The following is a 19,560-nucleotide window of genomic DNA, read 5'->3' as shown; positions in this document are numbered from 1 at the left end:
TCCGCAGAAGGGCTGAACAGAGCCCCAGCATACTGCCTCGACAGGGAGGCGCAATGTGTAATCCGAGCCATACTGCCTTCTGCTCTTGAAACGTTTTCTCTGCTTTTTTCAGACCCTAAAAACAAAAAGAGACCGACTCATGAAGTACGAACCTTTTGCCAAATCGCTCATCGCGACCTCCTTGGCGCTCTGCTGCCTCACTGCCCATGCCGCCTCCGTAGCCCCCGTCGCGGCCGAAAACGGCATGGTGGTCACGGCCCAGCACCTGGCCTCCCAGGTGGGCGTTGATGTGCTCAAGAACGGCGGCAATGCCGTGGATGCCGGCGTTGCGGTGGCGTATGCGCTGGCGGTGGTGTATCCCGCAGCGGGCAACCTCGGTGGCGGCGGTTTCATGACCATTCAGCTGGCGGACGGGCGCAAGACCTTCCTCGATTTCCGTGAAAAAGCCCCGCTGGCCGCCACCGCTAACATGTACCTCGACAAAGAAGGCAATGTCGTCCCTGACCTCAGTACCCGTGGCCACCTGGCCGTCGGCGTGCCGGGCACCGTGTCCGGCATGGAACTGGCGCTGAGCAAGTACGGCACCAAGCCGCGCAAGGAAGTGATCGCCCCGGCGATCAAACTGGCCGAAGACGGGTTTGCCCTGGAGCAGGGCGATGTCGATTTGCTCGACTACGCCACCGACGTGTTCAAGAAAGACATGAAGGATTCCGGCTCGATCTTCCTGAGCAACGGCGAGCCGATGCAAGTCGGGCAAAAACTGGTGCAAAAGGACCTGGCCAAAACCCTGCGGGAAATTTCCGAGAAGGGCGCCGACGGTTTCTATAAAGGCTGGGTCGCCGACGCCATCGTCACCTCCAGTCAGGCCAACAAAGGCATCATCACCCAGGCCGACCTCGACAAATACAAAACCCGCGAACTGGCGCCCATCGAGTGCGATTATCGCGGTTACCACGTGGTCTCGGCACCGCCGCCAAGCTCCGGCGGGGTGGTGATCTGCGAGATTATGAACATCCTTGACGGTTACCCAATGAAAGACCTTGGTTATCACTCGGCCCAAGGCATGCACTATCAGATCGAAGCGATGCGCCACGCCTATGTGGACCGCAACAGCTACCTCGGCGACCCGGATTTCGTGAAAAACCCAATCGCGCATTTGCTGGACAAAAACTACGCCACCAAACTGCGCGCTGCGATCCAGCCGCAAAAGGCCGGCGTGTCCCGCGACATCAAACCCGGCGTAGCGCCGCATGAGGGCAGCAACACCACGCACTTCTCCATCGTCGACAAATGGGGCAATGCGGTGTCGATGACCTACACCCTCAACGACTGGTTCGGCGCCGGCGTCATGGCCAGCAAAACCGGGGTCATCCTCAACGACGAAATGGACGACTTCACCTCGAAAATCGGCGTGCCGAATATGTACGGCCTGGTGCAAGGGGAGGCCAACGCCATTGCCCCCGGCAAGGCGCCGCTGTCGTCCATGAGCCCGACCATCGTCACCAAGGACGGCAAGGTCGTGATGGTCGTCGGCACTCCAGGCGGCAGTCGCATCATCACTGCTACCTTGCTGACAATGCTCAACGTGATCGACTACGGCATGAACATCCAGGAAGCGGTCGACGCCCCGCGTTTCCACCAGCAATGGTTGCCGGAAGAAACCAACCTGGAGACCTTCACCACCAGCCCGGACACGGTGAAGATCCTCGAAAGCTGGGGGCATAAATTTGCCGGGCCACAGGACGCCAACCACGTAGCGGCGATCCTGGTGGGTGCGCCTTCGCTGGAAGGTAAACCTGTCGGCAAAAACCGCTTCTACGGCGCCAACGACCCGCGTCGCAACACCGGGTTGTCACTCGGCTACTAGCGGTTGTGTTTGAAAGGGGACGGATCTATTTTCGTCCCCTGATCCACTGATTGTTCAAGGAACGAATCATGGCTACTGCACTGTTAATCATCGACGTCCAGCAGGCGCTGTGCTCTGGCGAGTACGAGTGCTTTGAGATCAACCGCGTTATCGAGAACATCAACCACCTGAGCATCCGGGCCCGGATAGCCAAGGTGCCGGTCGTTTTCATACAGCATGAGGAGGAGGACGGGCCGTCGGTGCATGAGTCAGCCGGCTGGCAACTGGCTGAAGGGCTTGAGACCGCGCCCGAGGATCTGCGCGTACGCAAAACCACACCTGATTCGTTCTACCAGACCAACCTGGAAAAGCTGCTGCCAAGAGAGGACTTCGAGCGCCTGATCATCTGTGGTTTGCAAACCGATTACTGCGTCAACGCGACCGTGCGCCAGGCACTGAAACTGGGTTACGACGTGGTGCTGGCGCAGGACGCGCACTCTACCATCGACAACGGTAACCTCACCGCCGAAGACATCATCGCCGAGTACAACAAGGATTTGGCGCACCTGACCGGTTCAGTGGCGCGGATTGACGTCATGCCTGCGGGGGAAATCCGCATCTGAACGCACTGCCGGATCAACGGAAACAAATTGTCATGAAATGAGAAAGCGCTGTCGCCAATTGAAAAATCGCTGATGTCCCCGCCTATTAAATTCTCTTCACGAATTGCGCCGCAAGCCCCGCAATTCGGCGGCTCGACCGCACAACCTTCAGTCGTAAGAGAACAATAATATGAGCGTAGAACAACTGATTGGCGATCTTCTCGCCGAGCTAACAGGCGTGAGGCCCGACGAACCCTTCAACGAGAACGAGCGCGTGCGGCAGAACAAAGCACTGTTCCAGCTCGATCATGATGTCTTCCATCCGGATTACGTGGCCAACAACCTGCGCTTCGGTGTGCTTGAAGAACAGTAAGTGTGTGAAAGGGGGACGATCTATTTTCGTCCCCGCAAAGCATTCGCCTCCCCAAAGGCTGGGCAGTCTTTTGTGAGGGCACTACGCATGACCTGGCGCGCGCCTGTAGCTCTGAAGGGATGATGTACAGCTTGAGACCTGGTTGTGTTTGGCTGCGTATATAGCCCAGGTTGGCCAAGGCGCCTACCGATGGGACGCCATTCATGCCTAACGCCACTTCATTGGCAAAGTGGCGCGCCGCCGCCCCCCGACTGAAACCCAGAAGCTACGAGTTGCGTTGGGGGTGGCGCAGATACAGTGATTGAGGGGCGGTAACCGGAAGGCTCAACCAAATGAGCCGCCATCGGACTGACCGGCGAAACCGGCGCTGGCGTGAAGCCGTTACCTCATAAACATAAAACAATCAGACGTTTTCTAAAGTACTCAACAACTCACTTGGCTTTCGGCTGTTGATGACCTCACCCGGCTGCAAAAATCCCGATCAACTCCGCCAGAAACGCACTCACCACCTCCCGTTGCCGCGCCGAATGTCGCACCGCCGCATGGAAACCCACCTCATAACGCAGCAGCTCAGGATTCAGCGGATGCAACTGCCCCAGCTGCTCGTGCTTGGCTGCGTAATGCTGTGGCAGAAAGCCCAAATGCTGACCCGAAAGAATCAGCAGGGCAGCGCCGTCCATGCTGTCAGTGAGCACCGTCAAGCGTTCGATAGACGTGGGCGCGGGCATTTCCGGCAACGGGTGGCTGGGCCAGACCCAGTCGTAATCGCGCACGTCCTCGCGGCTCAGCGCGCCGACGTGATCGAACAGCGGATGCGAGGGGGCGCAGTAGGCGATCTGGGTTTCCTGGAACAGCGGGAAGTAATCGATGTTGGGCAAACGGTGCCAGAAATAACCGATGGCCAGATCGATGTGGCCATTGATGATTTTCTCTTCCAGCAGCGAGGACGACAGCTCGGTGAAGTGGAAATACAGCCCCTCATGGCGCGAGCGCAGACGGGCAATCGCCAGGGCAATGTTCTTGTTGGCGGACGGATCGATTTGACCGAGCAAGCCAATGTTGATCGTGCCCGACACCTTGCGATTGATGTGCTGGACTTCAACCCGAAAGCCCTCGGCCGCCGCCAATAACCGACGGGCCGCTTCAACAAACTGGCCGCCCTTGGGCGTCACCGAAAACCCGCCGCGCCCACGCTCGCAGAGACGAAACCCGACCCGCGCTTCCAGCGTCGCCAATTGCGCGCTGATGGTGGGTTGTGTGGTGTTGAGTGCCGTTTGCGCGGCCGAGATTCCCCCGGCCTCGACGACGGTCAGAAAGACCCGGATCAAACGCAGATCCAGTTCCGATACAGTGCCCAGCATGTGTTGCCTCCGATGTTCACCACATAGACGCCGATCTATGTAAACAGTGCGCCTGCGATATTTTACCGCCCTGACCGACGCCCTACATTGCAATGAAACCGGCGCTTTGCCCATAAAAACAACAATCACCAGCATAGGAACATTCGTATGTCAGGGTCCCCACAGTCTGCGCACGCCCTCGAAGCGAGCAGCGGGTTGGCCATCGAAGGCCACTCGATCGATTACATTCCGGAAAGCGAACGTCACGCCAAACTCAGCAGCCAGGGGCCTTTCTGGTTCTTGGGCAACTTCCACTTCTTCACCATCTCCATCGGTTTTGTCGGCCCAAGCCTCGGCTTGTCGGCGCTGTGGACGATGCTGGCCGGTGCGCTCGGCATCATGTTCGGCACCATCTTCATGGCCTTCCACGGCTCGCAAGGTCCGGAAATGGGCCTGCCGCAAATGATCCAGTCCCGCGCCCAGTTCGGTTATCGCGGGGTGATCCTGGCCTTGATGGCGACGATGTTTGTGTTCGTCGGCTTCAACGTGGTGAACATCTCGCTGATCATGAACGGCCTCGAACATGTGTTCGGCATCGACCCGACGATTGTCGCGGTGGCGGTGGTGCTCATCGGCGCGTTGCTGTCGATCTACGGCCACGACCTGATGCACAAAGCCTTCAAATGGGCGTTGCTCGCCACCTTGCCGCTGTACGCGCTGGTCACCATCGCCCTGATGTTCGGCGCCGGCCAGGAGGGCGTCACCCCGGCGACGGACCTTGGCTTCAACTGGGTCGCCTTCGCCACGCTGTTCGCCATCGGCGCCAGCTACAACATTTCCTATGCGCCCTACGTGTCCGACTACTCCCGCTACCTGCCGAAAAACACCAGCCGGCCAAAACTGATCGCCGCCGTGTTCATCGGCGCCTCGCTGTCCGGCAGCTGGATGATCGGCCTAGGCGCGTGGCTGGCCCAGCAGTTGAAAGCGGTGGATGCGTTGGTGGCGCTGAACCAGGTCGGCTCGTCGATGATTCCGGGGCTGGGCAACGTGCTGGTGATCGTCTCGGTGGCGGGCTTCCTGCCGATCATCGCGCTCAACACCTACAGCGCCATGCTGACGCTGCTCACCGGTGCCGACTCGATCAAGAAAATCACCCCGACACCCCGCGCCCGAATCCTGTCCATCACCGCGATCAGCGTGATCCTGCTGACCTGCGTGCTGTCGATCAAAGGCGACGGCATCGCATTGCTGAACACCTTCCTCGTGCTGCTCCTGTACTTCCTCGTGCCCTGGACCGCCGTCAATTTGGTCGACTACTTCTTCGTACGCAAAGGCCGCTACGCCATCCCGCACTTCTTCACACCAACCGGCATCTACGGCGCCTGGCAATTTCGCGGCATCGTCTCGTACCTGATCGGCTTTGCCGCCATGGTGCCGTTCTTCTACATCTTTGATGCGGCGGCAGGCAAAGAAGTGTTTGTCGGTCCGCTGGCCCGCATGCTCGAAGGCGTAGACATCGCCTGGCTGGTGGGACTGGCGGTGTCGGGCCTGACGTACTTCATCCTCAGCCGCTCGCTGGACCTTGCGGCGGAACGCCGGGTTATCGACGCGATTACCGAGAGCGACATCATTGCCATGACCCAACCGACGATGGAGGAGGTGCGTTGAACACTGCAAAAAACACCGTGGTCGCCTGTTGCCAAGTGGCGCCGAAGATTGGCGATCTGGCGTTCAACCGGACGCTGACCGAACGGGCGATTCGTTCGGCGGCGCATCAAGGGGCGCAGGTTGTGGTGCTGCCTGAGTTGGTGCAAAGCGGGTATGTGTTCAATGACCGCCGTGAAGCGTTGTCGTTGTCGGAAACGGTCGATGGACCGGCCTTGAGCCTGTGGGCGGCACTCGCCCGCGAGTTGGACATTGTCGTGGTCGGCGGATTTTGCGAGCGACTGGACGGTGACGAACTGGCCAACAGCGCGGCGATGATCGATGCCCAAGGGGTGCGCGCTGTGTATCGCAAGGCGCACCTGTGGGATGCGGAGAGTGAAGTTTTCACCGCAGGTGATGCTGCGCCGCCGGTGGTTGAAACGGTGCATGGGCGGATTGGGATGTTGATTTGCTACGACCTGGAGTTTCCGGAGTGGGTGCGGCTGCCGGCACTGGCGGGGGCGGATTTGCTGTGTGCGCCGGTTAACTGGCCGGATGGGCCTCGGCCGCTGACGGAGCGTCCGGCGGAAGTGGTGCGGGTGCAGGCGAATGCTTCGGTGAATCGGATGTTTATTGCGGCGTGCGATCGGCATGGGTTTGAGCGTGGGGTGGGTTGGGTGCAGGGGTCGGTGATTGTGGATGCGGATGGGTATCCGGTGGCGGGGCCGGCGGAGCAGGGCGGGGAGCGGATTTTGTTGGCGACGGTGAATCTGGGGGAGGCGAGGAATAAGCGGATTAGTGCGCGCAATGATTTGCATGGGGATCGGCGGGAGGGGTTGTATGGGGGAGTCGGGGGATAAAGCGGTAGGTCGTTCTTGTTTTGGTTTATATGATTTTTGTGAATGATTTATAGCGTCGAAAAATCTAAAAGACTGTTACTTCTTACAGTTACAAATGTAGGCTGCTGGCCAGAGTATGAGTGCTGTTAGAGCAGTACATACCCGACTACGAAGGAGATCGTTATGCCAGACCTAACCCCACAGCAACTTCTAGACCTGCCTCCAGAGCAAGTGAAAAAACTTACTCCAGAGCAGATGAAGCAACGAGATGAACTCTTAAAACAAAAAAGAGTGTTAGGCAGGCCGGAATTTTCGTATTCCGCACAGGAATTGGAGTAGGTGCAGGGCAATTCAATTCGGATGTAACCGGTTGGTTGTGTTTACAAGACTGCCCAAAGGGCGTCCCGTTTTTCTTGCGCGATCTTGGGATGTTCCTGGCAATGTCTGGAGTGACTGCTTCTGGCCGATTGTGTTGAAAAAGTAGGTCCTTCCAGACTGCCCGCTTACTGACTGCTGAAAACACCTTTTTTGCGCGCAGCTACGCGAAATCTGAGCCCGGAATCCTCTGCTTAAAGTAAAGATTTCAATCTGAAGCGCGTACTTTTCTGCCGTGGAAACCATGGCAGACTTTTTCAACAGAATCGGCCGATAGCAGTCTGTACAGATCCGATTTTTCCCGAGAGTTGAAAAGTTATGCATGCACATTCGGGCCTACTACTTTTCCCTCTGTGGCGAGAACTCAGTCCCCCGCCACAGAGTCCAGCCCTTACTCCTTCACTTCAACCTTATCCAACGCCTGATTCACCGCCAATTCCCCCAACATCACCACCTGCGTAATCCCCAGCAGCGTCTTGCGGTGCGAGTTCTCCAGCAACGCCGCCAAATTGCTAAGCATCGTGGTCGCCGAGCCCAGTGATTCGCTGGCGTTGACCAGCAGGGATTCGGTGTTGCACTTGGGGTTGGCGAGGAACATCGGTTCGGGTTCGTGGTTGCCGGCCATGATCTGGGCAGCCGGGTTGAGGTAGTGGTCGAGGGCGCGTTCGGCCGCTTCGTGAAGTTTTTTGGAATCGAGCGATTCGTAGGGCGATGCCGGATCGGTTTCCGGTGGGTTGGGTGTTGGTTTGATCATTGATGAAGCTCCACTTAGACATTAAGGAGCCATCACCCTTGCTACCAAACGAGGGTGGTGGCCATACGCGGGTTGGTAGACCGGTCTAAGTGGGAAACCCGGCGCTCACGAAGGAGCCCCACGCATGACCACCATAAAAAACAGAGCCCGAAACAAGGCTGCATATGGTGTTGTCATGCGACCACTTAAAAGCGGGCTACCAAACCCGATCACTGTTTTGCAGTGACCGGAAAACGATATAGCCCACCCCGTAGCCGCACAAGCCGGCGGATTCTGTCTTACCCGTAGGCAACGACGCAAGGCGTTGTAGCCGTTAGGACGTTACACCGAGTGTCTTTAAACGCGCAGCCGGAAACACGTTTAAGCGCATCAAAATCGAACAGAACGCCCACACCGATCCATCAGGCAAAAACCAACGAAATCACTTTCTCACTGGTTTACCGCTGTTAGGCATATGCAGGTACGACATCACGCTTTCAGTCAACTCTGTCGCCAGTTTCACCGCCTCTTTATTGCGCGCCATCACGCCGGCGACCAGGCCTTCGATCAAGGCCAGCACGGCGATGTTGGAACTGGTCAGTACGGGGTGATCGCACGGCGCAAACAGGGTGTGCTCGGCAATGCCGGTGAGGGGCGAGGCGGGTGAGTCGGTGATGGCCAGCACCGATGCGCCACGTTCATTGGCGAAGCGTGCCAGTTGCAGGGTGTCGAGGGAGTAGCGCGGCAGGGAGATCGCCAGCAAGACGTCCTGGTCGGTGATCGCGGCCAGTCGGTACGCGGCGTTTTCGTTGCCGCCCTCCATGCTGATGGCCGTGGCGTCGGCACAGAAGGGCATCAGGGTGGAGGCGGCGAGGCCGGCGAAGTAAACACTGTTGCCGAACCCCAGAATGTAGATTTTACGTGCCGTGGTCAGGCGCGTGACGAATGCTTCAAAGGTGTCGGCGTGGTTGTTGGTCACTGCCGTGGCCAGGTTGCTGCTGGCGCTCTGGAGTTGTTCATGCAAGCCAAATGCGCCGCCCGGGCGATGGGCCAGTTCGTTGCGCAATTTGTCGACCGGCGACACCATCTGCTGCAACGTGGCGACCAGTTCGGCCTTCATGCCGCTGTAACCACCGAGGTTCAGCGCTTTGGCCAGACGGTTGACGGCGGCGGGTGAGGTCAATGTTTCGTGAGCCATTTCCTCGATGGTCAGGGTCGCGGCTTTGAGCGGGTGGCGCAGGATGAAGTCCGCGACCTTGCGCAGTGACGGCGGCAGTTCGGCAACGATTTCCGTCAGTTTTCGCATGACCGGCGCGGCGTAGACGGTGGTGTCTTTCGATGGGGTGGGCATATCCAGCTCAACATTTCCTGAAGGTGAGAGAAGGGCTGTGCCTGATGCCCTGACAAGGTTGGCTGGAGTGTATCCGAAGCCAACCTTGTCGGGGCAGCGCCGAGCAGTGGAGGGGTGAGCGGCGGTGTTATTTCAGGCTCCCAGCCAGAAACTGCTGGAGGCGTTCGGAGTGCGGATTGACCAGCACCTCACGCGGGTCGCCGCGTTCTTCGACAACGCCCTTGTGCAGGAACACCAGTTGGTTGGCCACCTCGCGGGCAAAGCCCATTTCGTGAGTCACCACCACCATGGTGCGGCCTTCCTGCGCCAGATCCTGCATGACTTTAAGCACTTCGCCGACCAGTTCGGGGTCGAGCGCCGACGTCGGCTCGTCAAACAGCATCACTTGCGGCTCCATCGCCAGTGCGCGGGCAATGGCCACGCGTTGCTGCTCGCCACCGGACATGTGCGCCGGCCAGGCGTTCATGCGGTGCGCCACACCGACTTTGGCAAGGTAGTGCTCGGCCTTTTCCCGGGCCTCTTTCTTGCCCAGGCCCTGCACATGCACCGGGGCTTCCATGACGTTTTCCAGCGCGCTCATGTGTGACCAGAGGTTGAAGTGTTGAAACACCATCGACAGCTGCGAACGCATGCGTTGCAACTGCTTGGGTTCGGCCGCTTTCAGCCCGCCCAGTTTATTGGTCACCAGTTTGAGCGGTTCGCCATTGAGCACGATGTTGCCCGCATTGGGTTGCTCCAGCAGGTTGATGCAGCGCAGGAACGTACTTTTGCCAGAGCCGCTGGAACCGATGATGCTGATCACGTCACCGGCCTGAGCTTGCAGGGACACGCCCTTGAGCACCTGGTGCGCGCCGTAACTTTTATGCAGGTCCTGAACTTCAAGTTTGTACATGGTTTGAACTCTCTGGAATCAGTCGCTGAGCAAGCGACCCTGGCGAATGGGGGTAGAGCCGGCAACTTTGGCCAGCCACAATCCAGGCTGGGCAAAGCGCAGCCGTTCGCGGGCATAAAGAATGCCGTCGGTACTGGCGCGCACCACGCTATGGCGGTCGGTCAGCGGGTCGATGACTTCGAACAGCGGATCGCCGACCTTGACGTGTGCGCCCAGCGGTTGCAGGAAACTCACCACACCCGGATGGGGCGCACAGGCGTACTGCGCGCCGGCGAATGGGACGGCTTGGCATTGGCTCGGCGGTGCCGCCGGCCAGTCACCGCTGATCAGGCCTTGATCGGCGAGATAGCCGAGGATGGCGTGTGCACTGTCGACGCATTGCTCGCGCTCGGTGTCTGCCATGCCTCGCAGTTCGATGGTGGTGGCCGCGCACGCCAGGGGAATATTGGCTTCAGGAAACCGCTCGGCCAGGTGTAACCACGTAATGGCGCAGGCCTCGTCGAAGGCGCTGCCGCCCGCACCTTCGGCCAGCAGCGTGACCCCGGCGCCGAGGCGTGCGGCCAGTGATTGCAGGCGTGGCCAGTGTTGCGGCATCGCATACAACAACATGATCGATTCGAAATCGCAGTGCAGGTCCAGCACCACATCGGCGTCACAGGCATGCTGCAATAGCAGGCGGCGCAGGCCGTCGAGTTCCGAGGCCGGCGCCGGCATGGCCGCGAGTGCATTGCCCATGGCACGGCGGATGAGGGCGATGTTGGCGGCGGCATCGTCTCCCAATCGGCCTTCCAGCAGCGGTGCAACCACATCAACCAACTCCGGGAAGTCGCGATTGAAGTTCTTGCCGCTGGAGAATTCAAAGCGCCCCTGATGGGTGGCCTGGAACATCTGGGCGATGCCAATCGGATTGGCCAGGGGCACCAACTCGATCACCCCGCTCAGGCGGCCTTGTGCTTCCAGTTCCAGAAGACGGCGCTTGAGCTCGACCGCGACGCGCATCCCCGGCAGTTCGTCGGCATGCAATGAAGCCTGGATGTACGCTTTGCGTGCGCCACTGCCAAAACGAAACAGCGTCAGTGTGCGTTCGGTGCCCGATGCACTCCACGGCAAGCGGTGTTGAATGTGCTCCATAGCAGCTCCTTAGTGCTTGCGCGGTGCCAGATACGCCAGCCAGCGGCGCTCGGCCAGCTTGAACAGACGCACCAGAATGAAAGTCAGGACGAGGTAGATGAGGCCGGCGGTGATAAACGCCTCGAACGGTAAATAGAACCGTGAGCTGACAGTCCGCGCGGCTCCGGTGATGTCGACGAGGGTGACGATGGACGCGAGGCTGGTGGTTTGCAGCATCATCAGCACTTCGTTGCTGTACTGCGGCAATGCCCGGCGCAAGGCCGACGGCAGGAGAATGCGGCGATACAGGGTCAGGCGTGACATGCCCATCGCCCTCGCAGCTTCGATCTCGCCTGGGGGCGCGGCTTTCAAACTGCCGGCCAGCAGCTCTGCGCTGTAGGCACTGGTGTTGATCGCGAAGGCCAGGCAGGCGCAAAAGGTGGCACTGGAGAGGTAAGGCCAGAGCACGCTTTGGCGTACGGCTTCGAACTGCGCCAGGCCGTAATAGATCAGGAACAATTGCACCAGCATCGGTGTGCCGCGAATCACGTAGGTGTAGAGCCAGGCCGGAAAGTTGATCAGTGGCGATCGCGAAACCCGCATCAGTGCCAGGGGTATCGCCAATACCAAACCCAGGGCCAGGGAAATGAGCAAGACTTTGAGGGTCAACAAGGCGCCATTGAAGTACAGCGGCAGGTTTTCCCAGATCAGGTTGTAGTCGAGAATCATGGGTGGTTCCCCCTCACAATTCGGCGGCTTTGATGCCGACCGAGTAGTGTTTTTCCAGGTAGCGCAGCACCAGCAAGGACAGGCTGGTGAGCATCAGGTACAGCGCCGCCACCGCGAGGAAAAACGTGAACGGCTCGTGTGTGGCATCCGCTGCGTTCTTGGCTTTGAACATCATGTCCTGCAAGCCGATCACCGAAATCAGCGCGGTGGATTTGGTCAGTACCAGCCAATTGTTGGTGAACCCGGGAATGGCGAGCCGAATCATCTGCGGCACCAGAATTTGCCAGAACACCTGCGCACCGCCCATGCCATAGGCCACACCGGCCTCGGCTTGACCTTTGGGGATTGCCATGAAGGCGCCGCGAAAGGTTTCCGAGAGGTAGGCGCCAAAAATGAAGCCCATGGTGCAGACGCCCGCGACAAAGGGGTTGATGTCGATATAGCGGGTGTAACCGAGCGCCAGGGCCATGCGGTTCACCAGATCCTGGCCGCCGTAGAAGATCAGCAGGATCAGCACCAGGTCTGGAATGCCGCGAATCAGGGTGGTGTAGCTTTCCCCGAGCAGGGCCAGCCATTTGAACGGTGACAGTCGTAATGCCGCGCCGATCAGCCCCAGGGCAATCGCCAGGGACATGGACGTCAACGCCAGGTTTATGGTCAGCCAGGCGCCATCGAGAATGCTCGATCCGTAGCCGTGAAGCATGATGAAGTTCCTCAAGCGAGCGCCGCGAGGCGCGCAAGACAAGCCCCGAGTGACGCCTGCCAAGGGCCGGCGCCGGGGCTAACGGTTGGGCTTACTCGCCGTAGATATCGAACGCGAAATACTTGGCCATCACTTGCTGGTATTTGCCGTTGGCACGAATGGCGTCAATCGCGGCACTCAGGCGCGCAACGTTGGCGCTGTCGCCTTTGCGCACGGCGATCCCGGCACCCCGACCAAAGTATTTCGGGTCGTTGATGTCCGGCCCTGTCAGGGCGAAGCCTTGGCCTGCCGGTGTTTTGATGAAGCTCTCATCGGTGTTGACGATGTCGGCGAGGGTGGCGTCCAGACGGCCCGAGGCCAGGTCGAGGAAAGCCTCATTCTGTGAGCCGTAACGCACCACGACGACGCCGGCCTTTTCCAGTTGCTCGGTGGCAAAACGATCGTAAGTCGAGGAGCGTTGCACGCCGACTTTCTTGCCCTTCAAGTCCACCAGCGGGTCATTGATCACGTTGCCGGCCTTCATCGCGAACTTGCCCGGTGTGTGGTAGTACTTTTTGCTGAAGTCCACGGACTTCATCCTGTCTTCGGTGATGGACATCGACGACAGCACGGCGTCGATCTTGCGCACTTTGAGCGACGGGATCATGCCGTCGAACTCCTGAATGACCCACTCGCACTTGACCTTCATTTCTTCGCACAAGGCGTTGCCGATGTCGTAGTCGAACCCGCTGACGTTGCCCTCGGGTGTCTTGAAGGAGAAGGGTGGGTAGGCGGCTTCGATACCGATTCGCAGGCTGTCGTCATCGGCATGTGCCAGGAAGCTGAAGGCACATAGCGCCAGGGCACCTAGAAGTTCTGTCTTGTTCATTTTGTTGACTCCTTGGAGGGCATTTGAGGGAACGGGTGCCCGCCATCCGGGTTGGCGCGGTGGATCAGTCCTGTGATCGGCGAGACTATAAATGACACAATAAAAATCCATATGCAACACATCTGAAAATAAACGTATCAGTTTGGCGCGTGGCGAAACGCATCAGAACCCGGTCGGGGCAGGTACTGGGGCTGATTCAGCGAGGTATCACGGCAACAGAATTTTGAACTCCCAATCCCGGCCCTAACTCCTAACCCTCAATGCCCTGCCCATAACAATGAAGTGGCGATGACCCACCAACAGCTGTTTAGCCGCAACCCCGGCGCGATATTCGAAACCGATCTTCCAGCACGCCTGGATCGCTTGCCGTGGGGCCGATTTCACTCTCTGCTGGTGGTCGCGCTGGGCATCACCTGGTTGCTCGACGGTCTGGAGGTGACGCTGGCCGGCTCGGTGTCCGGGGCGCTGAAAAACAGCCCCGACCTGCGCATGAGCAACTTTGATATTGGCTTGGCCGGCGGTGTCTACATCGCCGGCGCCGTGCTCGGTGCCTTGCTGTTCGGCTGGCTGACCGATCGCCTGGGGCGGCGCAAGTTGTTCTTCATGACGTTATGGCTGTATGTCGGTGCCACGGCGGCGACGGCGTTTTCCTTCAACCTGGAAAGCTTCCTGCTGTTCCGCTTCCTCACCGGCATGGGCATTGGCGGCGAGTACACGGCGATCAATTCGACCATCCAGGAATTCACCCCGGCACGCTTTCGCGGTTGGGTCGACCTGACCATCAACGGCACCTTCTGGTTGGGCGCAGCGCTGGGCGCCGGCGGGGCTATCGTCTTGCTGGACCCTCAGGTGGTCGGCGGCGATCTGGGCTGGCGCCTGTGCTTCGGCATCGGCGCCGCGCTGGGGCTGGTGATTCTGGTGATGCGCCTGTGGCTGCCGGAAAGCCCGCGCTGGTTGCTGATCCATGGTCAGCACGATGAGGCGCAACGCATCGTCGAAGGCATCGAAGCGCGTCTGCGCGATCAAGGTCATGAGCTGCCGGCGGTGACGAGTAAACCGCTGCGCCTGCACGCGCGGGACCATACGCCGCTGGCGGAGATCTTCCATACCCTGTTCATCCGGTTTACCCGCAGGGCGTTGGTGGGGATGACCCTGCTGACCGCGCAGGCGTTCTTTTACAACGCGATCTTTTTCACCTACGCGCTGGTGCTCACCGATTTTTACCAGGTGCCGGTCGAGCAGGTCGGTTGGTATGTATTGCCCTTGGCACTGGGCAATTTCTGCGGGCCGCTGTTGTTGGGGCGCCTGTTTGACGTGATCGGCCGGCGCGTGATGATCAGCTTCACCTACGCGACGTCCGGGATCTTGCTGGCGCTCAGTGGCTATGCCTTCCAGCAGGGTTGGCTGGATGTGACCCAACAAGCGGCGGCGTGGATGGTGATCTTCTTTTTCGCCTCGGCAGCGGCCAGCTCGGCCTACCTGACGGTGGCAGAAACCTTCCCGTTGGAAATCCGTGCATTGGCCATCGCCGTGTTTTACGCGTTTGGCACTGGCTTGGGCGGCATCATCGGGCCGATGTTGTTTGGCCAACTGATCCAGACGCAGCAGCGCAGCAGTTTGTTGATTGGATATTTGATAGGTGCCGCGCTGATGTGTGTGGCGGCGGGGGTACAAGCGGTTTGGGGCGTGGCGTCGGAGCGTCAAGCGCTGGAGCAGGTGGCCAGGCCTTTGTCGCAGGCTGGGGATTGAGCGGGGATCACGCCCCCCCAGCCCTTTACTTCAGATCAGCGACGATAGTAACGATGCTCGTCTTCGTAACGGTGCCGCATGGCGCGATCCTGGTGGCGCTCCCAATCACGACGTTCCGCTTCTCGACGGGCTTGCTCTCTACGCCAATTATCTCTGCGCCAGTCGTCCCGGCGCCAATCGTCTCTGCGATCGTGCCAACGGCCGTCACGCCAGTATCGGTCGTCATGGGCAAGCAACGCTCCTGGCTGATTGCTGGCCATACTGGCCAAGGGTTCTCAGCGGCTGGGACAGGCGCTTGAACGGCGGTGACTTGCGTTGCGAAAACTGGGGTTGAGGTTTTCATCGGTGTGGCGGATGCCGAGCTCACTGCCGCAAACGCGAACAGGCCGAAGAGCACCATCCGTGGGACATGGAATTTCATGAGCGAAGACAACCTCTGATTGAAAATTGGGCATGTGGCCATTTGGCTGAGGCAAGCCTGCGGGGCAGTGCTGACCGAGCGAATGTGCCTATCCAGATAGACCGATAAATAGGGAAAAGTTCTAAAGCCTCCTTGTTTAAATAGCCCCCGTTGCAGCAGGAACTTCAGGGCGTTGGCCCGGTCAATAGCCGCCCTGTATCGCAAACGCCGAACAGCGCTGTGGCCTGTTTAACGGCAGTGCCTTCCGAGTTCTGTCGAGTCCGCTTCTGATGCCAACCACGTGTTTTCTGCCGAGTCTCGTCCTGGTGCTCTGCGCCGTCGCGTCACTTTGTTCGGTGGCTGGCGAACGAGGCGCGTCCGCACAAAGCAACAGCGCATCCACCGCCCTGATCGAAACAGCCTCGCAGCAGTATGGAAACGGCCAATTGGACCAGGCCGCCGCCACGCTGGAGCGTGCCCTGCATATCCAGCCGAACAATCCGGCGACCCTGCATTATCTTGGCGTGTTGCGTCTTCAGCAGGGGCAGTATCAGCAGGCTGAAACCTTGGCGGCGCGCTCGAATTTGCGGGTGGGGCGCAACGTGGAGTTGCGCAACCGCAACTTTCAACTGATTCAGGCGGCGCAGCAGGCCCAATCTTCGGGTATCCCACCCACTGTCAAAGAGGACCAGGTCGCAGTGCGCGAGGGGCTGGAAGAGGAGACCCAAAGGCGCCGCGAGGCGGGCATGGCGGCGGTTGAGCCATCCCCTGCGGGCACTGGGCGTGACGCCGGCAACTTCGCTCGCGCACAGACCGATCTGACATCGGATTCACCGTCGGATGGCAGACTTCAGCCTGACGGATCATTGCAACGGGCTTCCCTCGAGCCAGAGCCGGAATACGATGAAATTCGGATTCCCCGCGGCCATATGCCGCCTCCGGGCAAATGCCGAATCTGGTTTCCTGATCGCCCGCCAGGGCATCAGCCACCACCCGGCAAATGCAAGAAATTGCGAGATCGGGTCCCGTTCGGGGCCTATCTGGTGCGTGGTTGAGTCTGCTTCTGATTAGGGACGTATTTTCCAATTGCGCATCCAAACGCCATGATGGGTAATCGCACTGATTGCCCACCCATTTGCATTCGACCTGACCAATCATTTGCATCGGATTTGACCATCCCGCTGTATGGTCTTGACCGGCAGATAACGACCCTTAGCAGGCGTTCCCGGAGAGCCGCTAACGGCTGTCGCGAAGGTCCATAGCCGACCCAAAGTGGCAAATTTTTTTGCGCGTAATGCTTATCCAAACCGCTTTCCATCTGCCGGTGGTTTCCCACCGACATTTTCTATTTCGCCTGTGCCAGTTGAGTCAGCTCACTGCAACCTGGGTGGATTGGTGGTCGAGAAGATGTAGCGCGCAAAGCGCCATTGACCATCGGTTTCTCGATGCAGCAGGAAGATTTCCTGGTTGCCTTCGGCGCTGGCCTGCCGGTCACCGGACAGTGGCTTGGCCGTTCCGTTAGAGCGCGTACGCGCAAACGCCCAGTCTCGTGACAGCGGTCGGATCTCATCGATGGTAAAACGTATATCGAGCTTGATCGTGTTGAAGACCCGGCGATACGCCGCGCGCACTGCGTCACGGCCTACGGCCGGCGGGCTGTGCTGTGGCATGAACACGGCATCGTCTGCATACAAGGTCATGACACGGTCGACGTCGGATGCGTTCAGTGCGGCTTCATAGTGGTTGAGTTGCTGGGTGACGGCAGTCTCCACCGCATTCTCGGAGGCGGATTTGGCGGCCTGAGCCGTCATGGGTAGTAGAAACGCGCCGAGAACCAGTGCGATCAATGCGGTACGCATGGCAGTACTCCTTAATGTCAGAGCAAGACGACGAGCTTGCCAAGTGCGCGATCGCTTTCCATCAAGCGGTGCGCGTGGCGGACCTCGTCGAAGGCGAAGGTTTGGGTACGGATGGAAGGCATTCGCTTGGCTGCGAGTTCCTTTGCGAGCCACGGCAACGGCGTGTCCTGCAATGGCAAGGCCGGTGTTCCCAATAATCCGCTCGGGAAGAAGTTCAGTCGCGTTCCACCAGGCAGGTCCTGCATCAGGTGGAATTGCTCCACTACCGGCGGGCCGCCGAGCAAGCCGATGACGCTCACCGCGCCGAAAGGTCGCAGCGTCTTGATCGTGTCACGCAGTGTCGTGGCACCGACGATTTCCAGTGCGGCATCCATCCCTGCAGGCGTGATTTCGCGAATACGCTGAGCGATGGCACCGTTGTCGACGACCACCTCATCAGCCCCCATTTCGTAAAGACGTTGGATGTTCGCAGAGGTGCGCGTAGTTGCGATCACTGTAAGTCCGCGGGCCTTGGCATAGGCGATGGCGGCCAGACCAACCGATGAAGTGCCTCCCCGTACCAGCAAAGTCTGGCCTTGTTGAATGGCTAAACTCTTGTCAAGCGCCCCCCAAACAGTGAGATACGCCTCCGGCAGTGTGGCCAGTTCTTCCCACGAGAGAGACGTGTCGTCCAGTGAGATCACGTTGTTGCGCAGTACCGTAACCTGCTCGGCATAGCTGCCATTGCGACTGAACTGCATGCCGCCCATGGCCGTTGCCACGCGCTGGCCGGTGCGCAAGACCCCGGCGGGGTCATGGATGACTTCGCCCACGGCCTCGATGCCAGGCACGCGTGGTGTGGTGATGTCACCCATTTTGCCAGCGCGCAGGTAAGTTTCTGCGCGGTTGAGGCCAAACGCACGGACGCGGATCTGCACTTCGTCCAGAGCCGGCTCGGGTGACGGGATATCTCGCAGTTGCAGGACTTCAGGGCCGCCCGGTTGTTCAATCACATAAGCTTTCATGGTCGTTTCCTCAGGTACGTGGCTGGTTGGTTGAAACGTTGTTTTCAGACAAGTGAGTGCACTATCCGCCACTCGAATGTGGAAGATAATCCACGCTGGAGATAAGCTTCATCTCAAAAATGAGAGGAATGCTTCAATGGACTTCAACGCCGTCCGAATGTTTGTCAGCGTGGCGCAGACCGGTAGCCTCTCGGCCGCAGCTGAGCGCCTGGACATTCCGTTACCAACCTTGAGTCGACGCATTCGCGAGCTTGAACAGCAATTGAAGGTGCAACTGCTCGAACGTTCTGTACGAGGCACCAAACTCACTGATTCAGGGACGCGATTGTACGAACATGCCAGCCGTGGCATTGAGGCGTTGATTGAAGGCGAACAGGCTGTGATCAGTGATCAGACGCATTTGAAAGGGCGCTTGCGGCTGTCATTGCCGCCGTCGTTTGAACCGTGGTGGGAGGTGCTGTCGGCTTTCCAGCGCCGCTATTCGCAGATCCAGATCAGCGTCTACACCACCGAGCGCCGCATCGATCTCATCGAAGATGGTGTCGATGTGGCGCTGCGCGTAGGCATGATTGCGCACGAGACTATGGTCGCCCGCCGAATGCTGACCTATCGTCACATTCTTGTGGCCAGTCCGGCATTGATTGAGCGGCTAGGTGCAGTCAGTAGCGTCGAGGCTCTATACGGTTATCCATGTGCGGTCTGGAGCCAGGGTGCCAATGCGACATGGCAGTTGGGGGGAGTGGTATTCAAACCTGAGGCGATGCTGTCCACCAACGACTATGCGCACCTGCGCAGCCGGGCGTTGATTGGTGATGTGGTAACGGAGCTTCCGCCTTTTATGGCGGCGAGTGCCATCCGGGAAGGGAAGTTACTTGCGCTACTTCCCGAGCATCCACTACCGGAACAGCCAATAAACTTGCTCTACCCATCACATCGTCACCCGTCTGCCATTGTGCGGGCGTACCTGGACTTCTCGCAGGAATACTTGGGATATCTAGCAGAGGTGTCGTCTTCTTCCGAATAAAGGGCTGCTTTTGGCCGATTTCTGTCTGTCAGGATGAGCTCATTACGGCGTCATCAGCACCGTTGCGTCATATTGATGGACTCTTGGTTCTTGCTGATCGTTGCCAGCGCATTTCGCAC

20 protein-coding genes are annotated in these 19,560 nt (G+C 59.1%); 9 read left to right on the top strand and 11 right to left on the bottom strand.

The features are described 5' to 3' along the window. The first annotated feature begins 139 nt into the window (after positions 1-139). From ggt to J2X66_RS24210, 3 genes are all read left to right on the top strand, one after another. Positions 140-1,867, top strand: a complete 1,728-nt coding sequence (gene ggt, locus J2X66_RS24220; RefSeq protein ID WP_310269562.1) for a gamma-glutamyltransferase — start codon at positions 140-142, stop codon at positions 1,865-1,867. 68 nt (positions 1,868-1,935) lie between these two features. Then, complete coding sequence (locus tag J2X66_RS24215) at positions 1,936-2,469, top strand: cysteine hydrolase family protein (protein WP_310269558.1); 534 nt, start codon at positions 1,936-1,938, stop codon at positions 2,467-2,469. A 169-nt stretch (positions 2,470-2,638) separates the two neighbouring features. After that, positions 2,639-2,821, top strand: a complete 183-nt coding sequence (locus J2X66_RS24210; protein WP_310269555.1) for a hypothetical protein — start codon at positions 2,639-2,641, stop codon at positions 2,819-2,821. A 458-nt stretch (positions 2,822-3,279) separates the two neighbouring features. Here J2X66_RS24210 and J2X66_RS24205 read toward each other — a convergent pair whose 3' ends face one another. Continuing rightward, entirely contained in the window at positions 3,280-4,182 is a 903-nt protein-coding gene (locus J2X66_RS24205) for a LysR family transcriptional regulator (RefSeq protein WP_310269552.1), read from the bottom strand. A 147-nt stretch (positions 4,183-4,329) separates the two neighbouring features. Here J2X66_RS24205 and J2X66_RS24200 point away from each other — a divergent pair, with 147 nt between their 5' ends. From J2X66_RS24200 to J2X66_RS24190, 3 genes are all read left to right on the top strand, one after another. Next, positions 4,330-5,829 carry a cytosine permease gene (locus J2X66_RS24200; RefSeq protein ID WP_310269550.1) on the top strand — a complete coding sequence of 500 codons (1,500 nt, stop codon included), beginning with the start codon at positions 4,330-4,332 and terminating at the stop codon, positions 5,827-5,829. Beyond that, positions 5,826-6,665, top strand: a complete 840-nt coding sequence (locus tag J2X66_RS24195) for a nitrilase family protein (protein ID WP_310269547.1) — start codon at positions 5,826-5,828, stop codon at positions 6,663-6,665. The genes J2X66_RS24200 and J2X66_RS24195 overlap by 4 nt, the downstream gene beginning before the upstream one ends. Positions 6,666-6,827: 162 nt before the next feature. Next, the gene (locus J2X66_RS24190; RefSeq protein WP_310269544.1) at positions 6,828-6,983 is read left to right on the top strand and encodes a hypothetical protein; all 156 of its coding nucleotides are present in this window, start codon (positions 6,828-6,830) and stop codon (positions 6,981-6,983) included. Between the two features lie 427 nt (positions 6,984-7,410). Here the strand turns inward: J2X66_RS24190 and J2X66_RS24185 are convergent, their stop codons facing one another. The 7 genes from J2X66_RS24185 to J2X66_RS24155 form a co-directional block, all read right to left on the bottom strand. After that, positions 7,411-7,773, bottom strand: a complete 363-nt coding sequence (locus J2X66_RS24185) for a DUF6124 family protein (RefSeq protein ID WP_310269541.1) — start codon at positions 7,771-7,773, stop codon at positions 7,411-7,413. Between the two features lie 421 nt (positions 7,774-8,194). After that, a complete protein-coding gene (locus tag J2X66_RS24180; protein ID WP_310269537.1) occupies positions 8,195-9,103 on the bottom strand; it encodes a MurR/RpiR family transcriptional regulator in 909 nt (302 codons plus the stop codon). A gap of 127 nt (positions 9,104-9,230) precedes the next feature. Further along, positions 9,231-9,995, bottom strand: a complete 765-nt coding sequence (locus J2X66_RS24175) for an ATP-binding cassette domain-containing protein (protein WP_310269534.1) — start codon at positions 9,993-9,995, stop codon at positions 9,231-9,233. Positions 9,996-10,013: 18 nt separating this feature from the next. Next, the gene (locus J2X66_RS24170) at positions 10,014-11,126 is read right to left on the bottom strand and encodes a M14 family metallopeptidase (RefSeq protein ID WP_310269531.1); all 1,113 of its coding nucleotides are present in this window, start codon (positions 11,124-11,126) and stop codon (positions 10,014-10,016) included. Between the two features lie 9 nt (positions 11,127-11,135). Continuing rightward, positions 11,136-11,834 (bottom strand): ABC transporter permease, encoded by a 699-nt coding sequence (locus J2X66_RS24165; RefSeq protein ID WP_310269528.1) that lies wholly within the window; start codon positions 11,832-11,834, stop codon positions 11,136-11,138. Between the two features lie 13 nt (positions 11,835-11,847). Further along, complete coding sequence (locus J2X66_RS24160; protein ID WP_310269525.1) at positions 11,848-12,537, bottom strand: ABC transporter permease; 690 nt, start codon at positions 12,535-12,537, stop codon at positions 11,848-11,850. A gap of 91 nt (positions 12,538-12,628) precedes the next feature. Further along, positions 12,629-13,405: an ABC transporter substrate-binding protein gene (locus J2X66_RS24155; protein ID WP_310269523.1), complete on the bottom strand. Its 777-nt coding sequence runs from the start codon at positions 13,403-13,405 to the stop codon at positions 12,629-12,631. A 288-nt stretch (positions 13,406-13,693) separates the two neighbouring features. Between J2X66_RS24155 and J2X66_RS24150 the strand changes: the two genes are divergently transcribed. Beyond that, positions 13,694-15,154, top strand: coding sequence for an MFS transporter (locus tag J2X66_RS24150; RefSeq protein WP_310269522.1), 1,461 nt, complete (start codon positions 13,694-13,696; stop codon positions 15,152-15,154). A 25-nt stretch (positions 15,155-15,179) separates the two neighbouring features. On the opposite strand, the gene J2X66_RS24145 is transcribed toward J2X66_RS24150, so the two are convergent. Next, entirely contained in the window at positions 15,180-15,380 is a 201-nt protein-coding gene (locus J2X66_RS24145) for a hypothetical protein (RefSeq protein ID WP_310269519.1), read from the bottom strand. A 464-nt stretch (positions 15,381-15,844) separates the two neighbouring features. On the opposite strand from J2X66_RS24145, the gene J2X66_RS24140 reads away from it, so the two are divergent. After that, complete coding sequence (locus tag J2X66_RS24140; protein ID WP_310269516.1) at positions 15,845-16,609, top strand: tetratricopeptide repeat protein; 765 nt, start codon at positions 15,845-15,847, stop codon at positions 16,607-16,609. A 318-nt stretch (positions 16,610-16,927) separates the two neighbouring features. Here J2X66_RS24140 and J2X66_RS24135 read toward each other — a convergent pair whose 3' ends face one another. Together J2X66_RS24135 and J2X66_RS24130 are read right to left on the bottom strand one after the other, a co-directional pair. Beyond that, positions 16,928-17,413: an SgcJ/EcaC family oxidoreductase gene (locus J2X66_RS24135; protein ID WP_310269514.1), complete on the bottom strand. Its 486-nt coding sequence runs from the start codon at positions 17,411-17,413 to the stop codon at positions 16,928-16,930. Between the two features lie 17 nt (positions 17,414-17,430). After that, a complete protein-coding gene (locus J2X66_RS24130) occupies positions 17,431-18,417 on the bottom strand; it encodes a zinc-binding dehydrogenase (RefSeq protein WP_310269511.1) in 987 nt (328 codons plus the stop codon). A 136-nt stretch (positions 18,418-18,553) separates the two neighbouring features. Here J2X66_RS24130 and J2X66_RS24125 point away from each other — a divergent pair, with 136 nt between their 5' ends. After that, positions 18,554-19,441, top strand: a complete 888-nt coding sequence (locus J2X66_RS24125; RefSeq protein ID WP_310269509.1) for a LysR family transcriptional regulator — start codon at positions 18,554-18,556, stop codon at positions 19,439-19,441. Positions 19,442-19,560 lie beyond the last annotated feature (119 nt).

The organism is Pseudomonas sp. 3296, assembly GCF_031456615.1.
Classification (GTDB): domain Bacteria; phylum Pseudomonadota; class Gammaproteobacteria; order Pseudomonadales; family Pseudomonadaceae; genus Aquipseudomonas; species Aquipseudomonas mucoides.
This window is presented reverse-complemented; position numbering and strand designations above follow the sequence as displayed.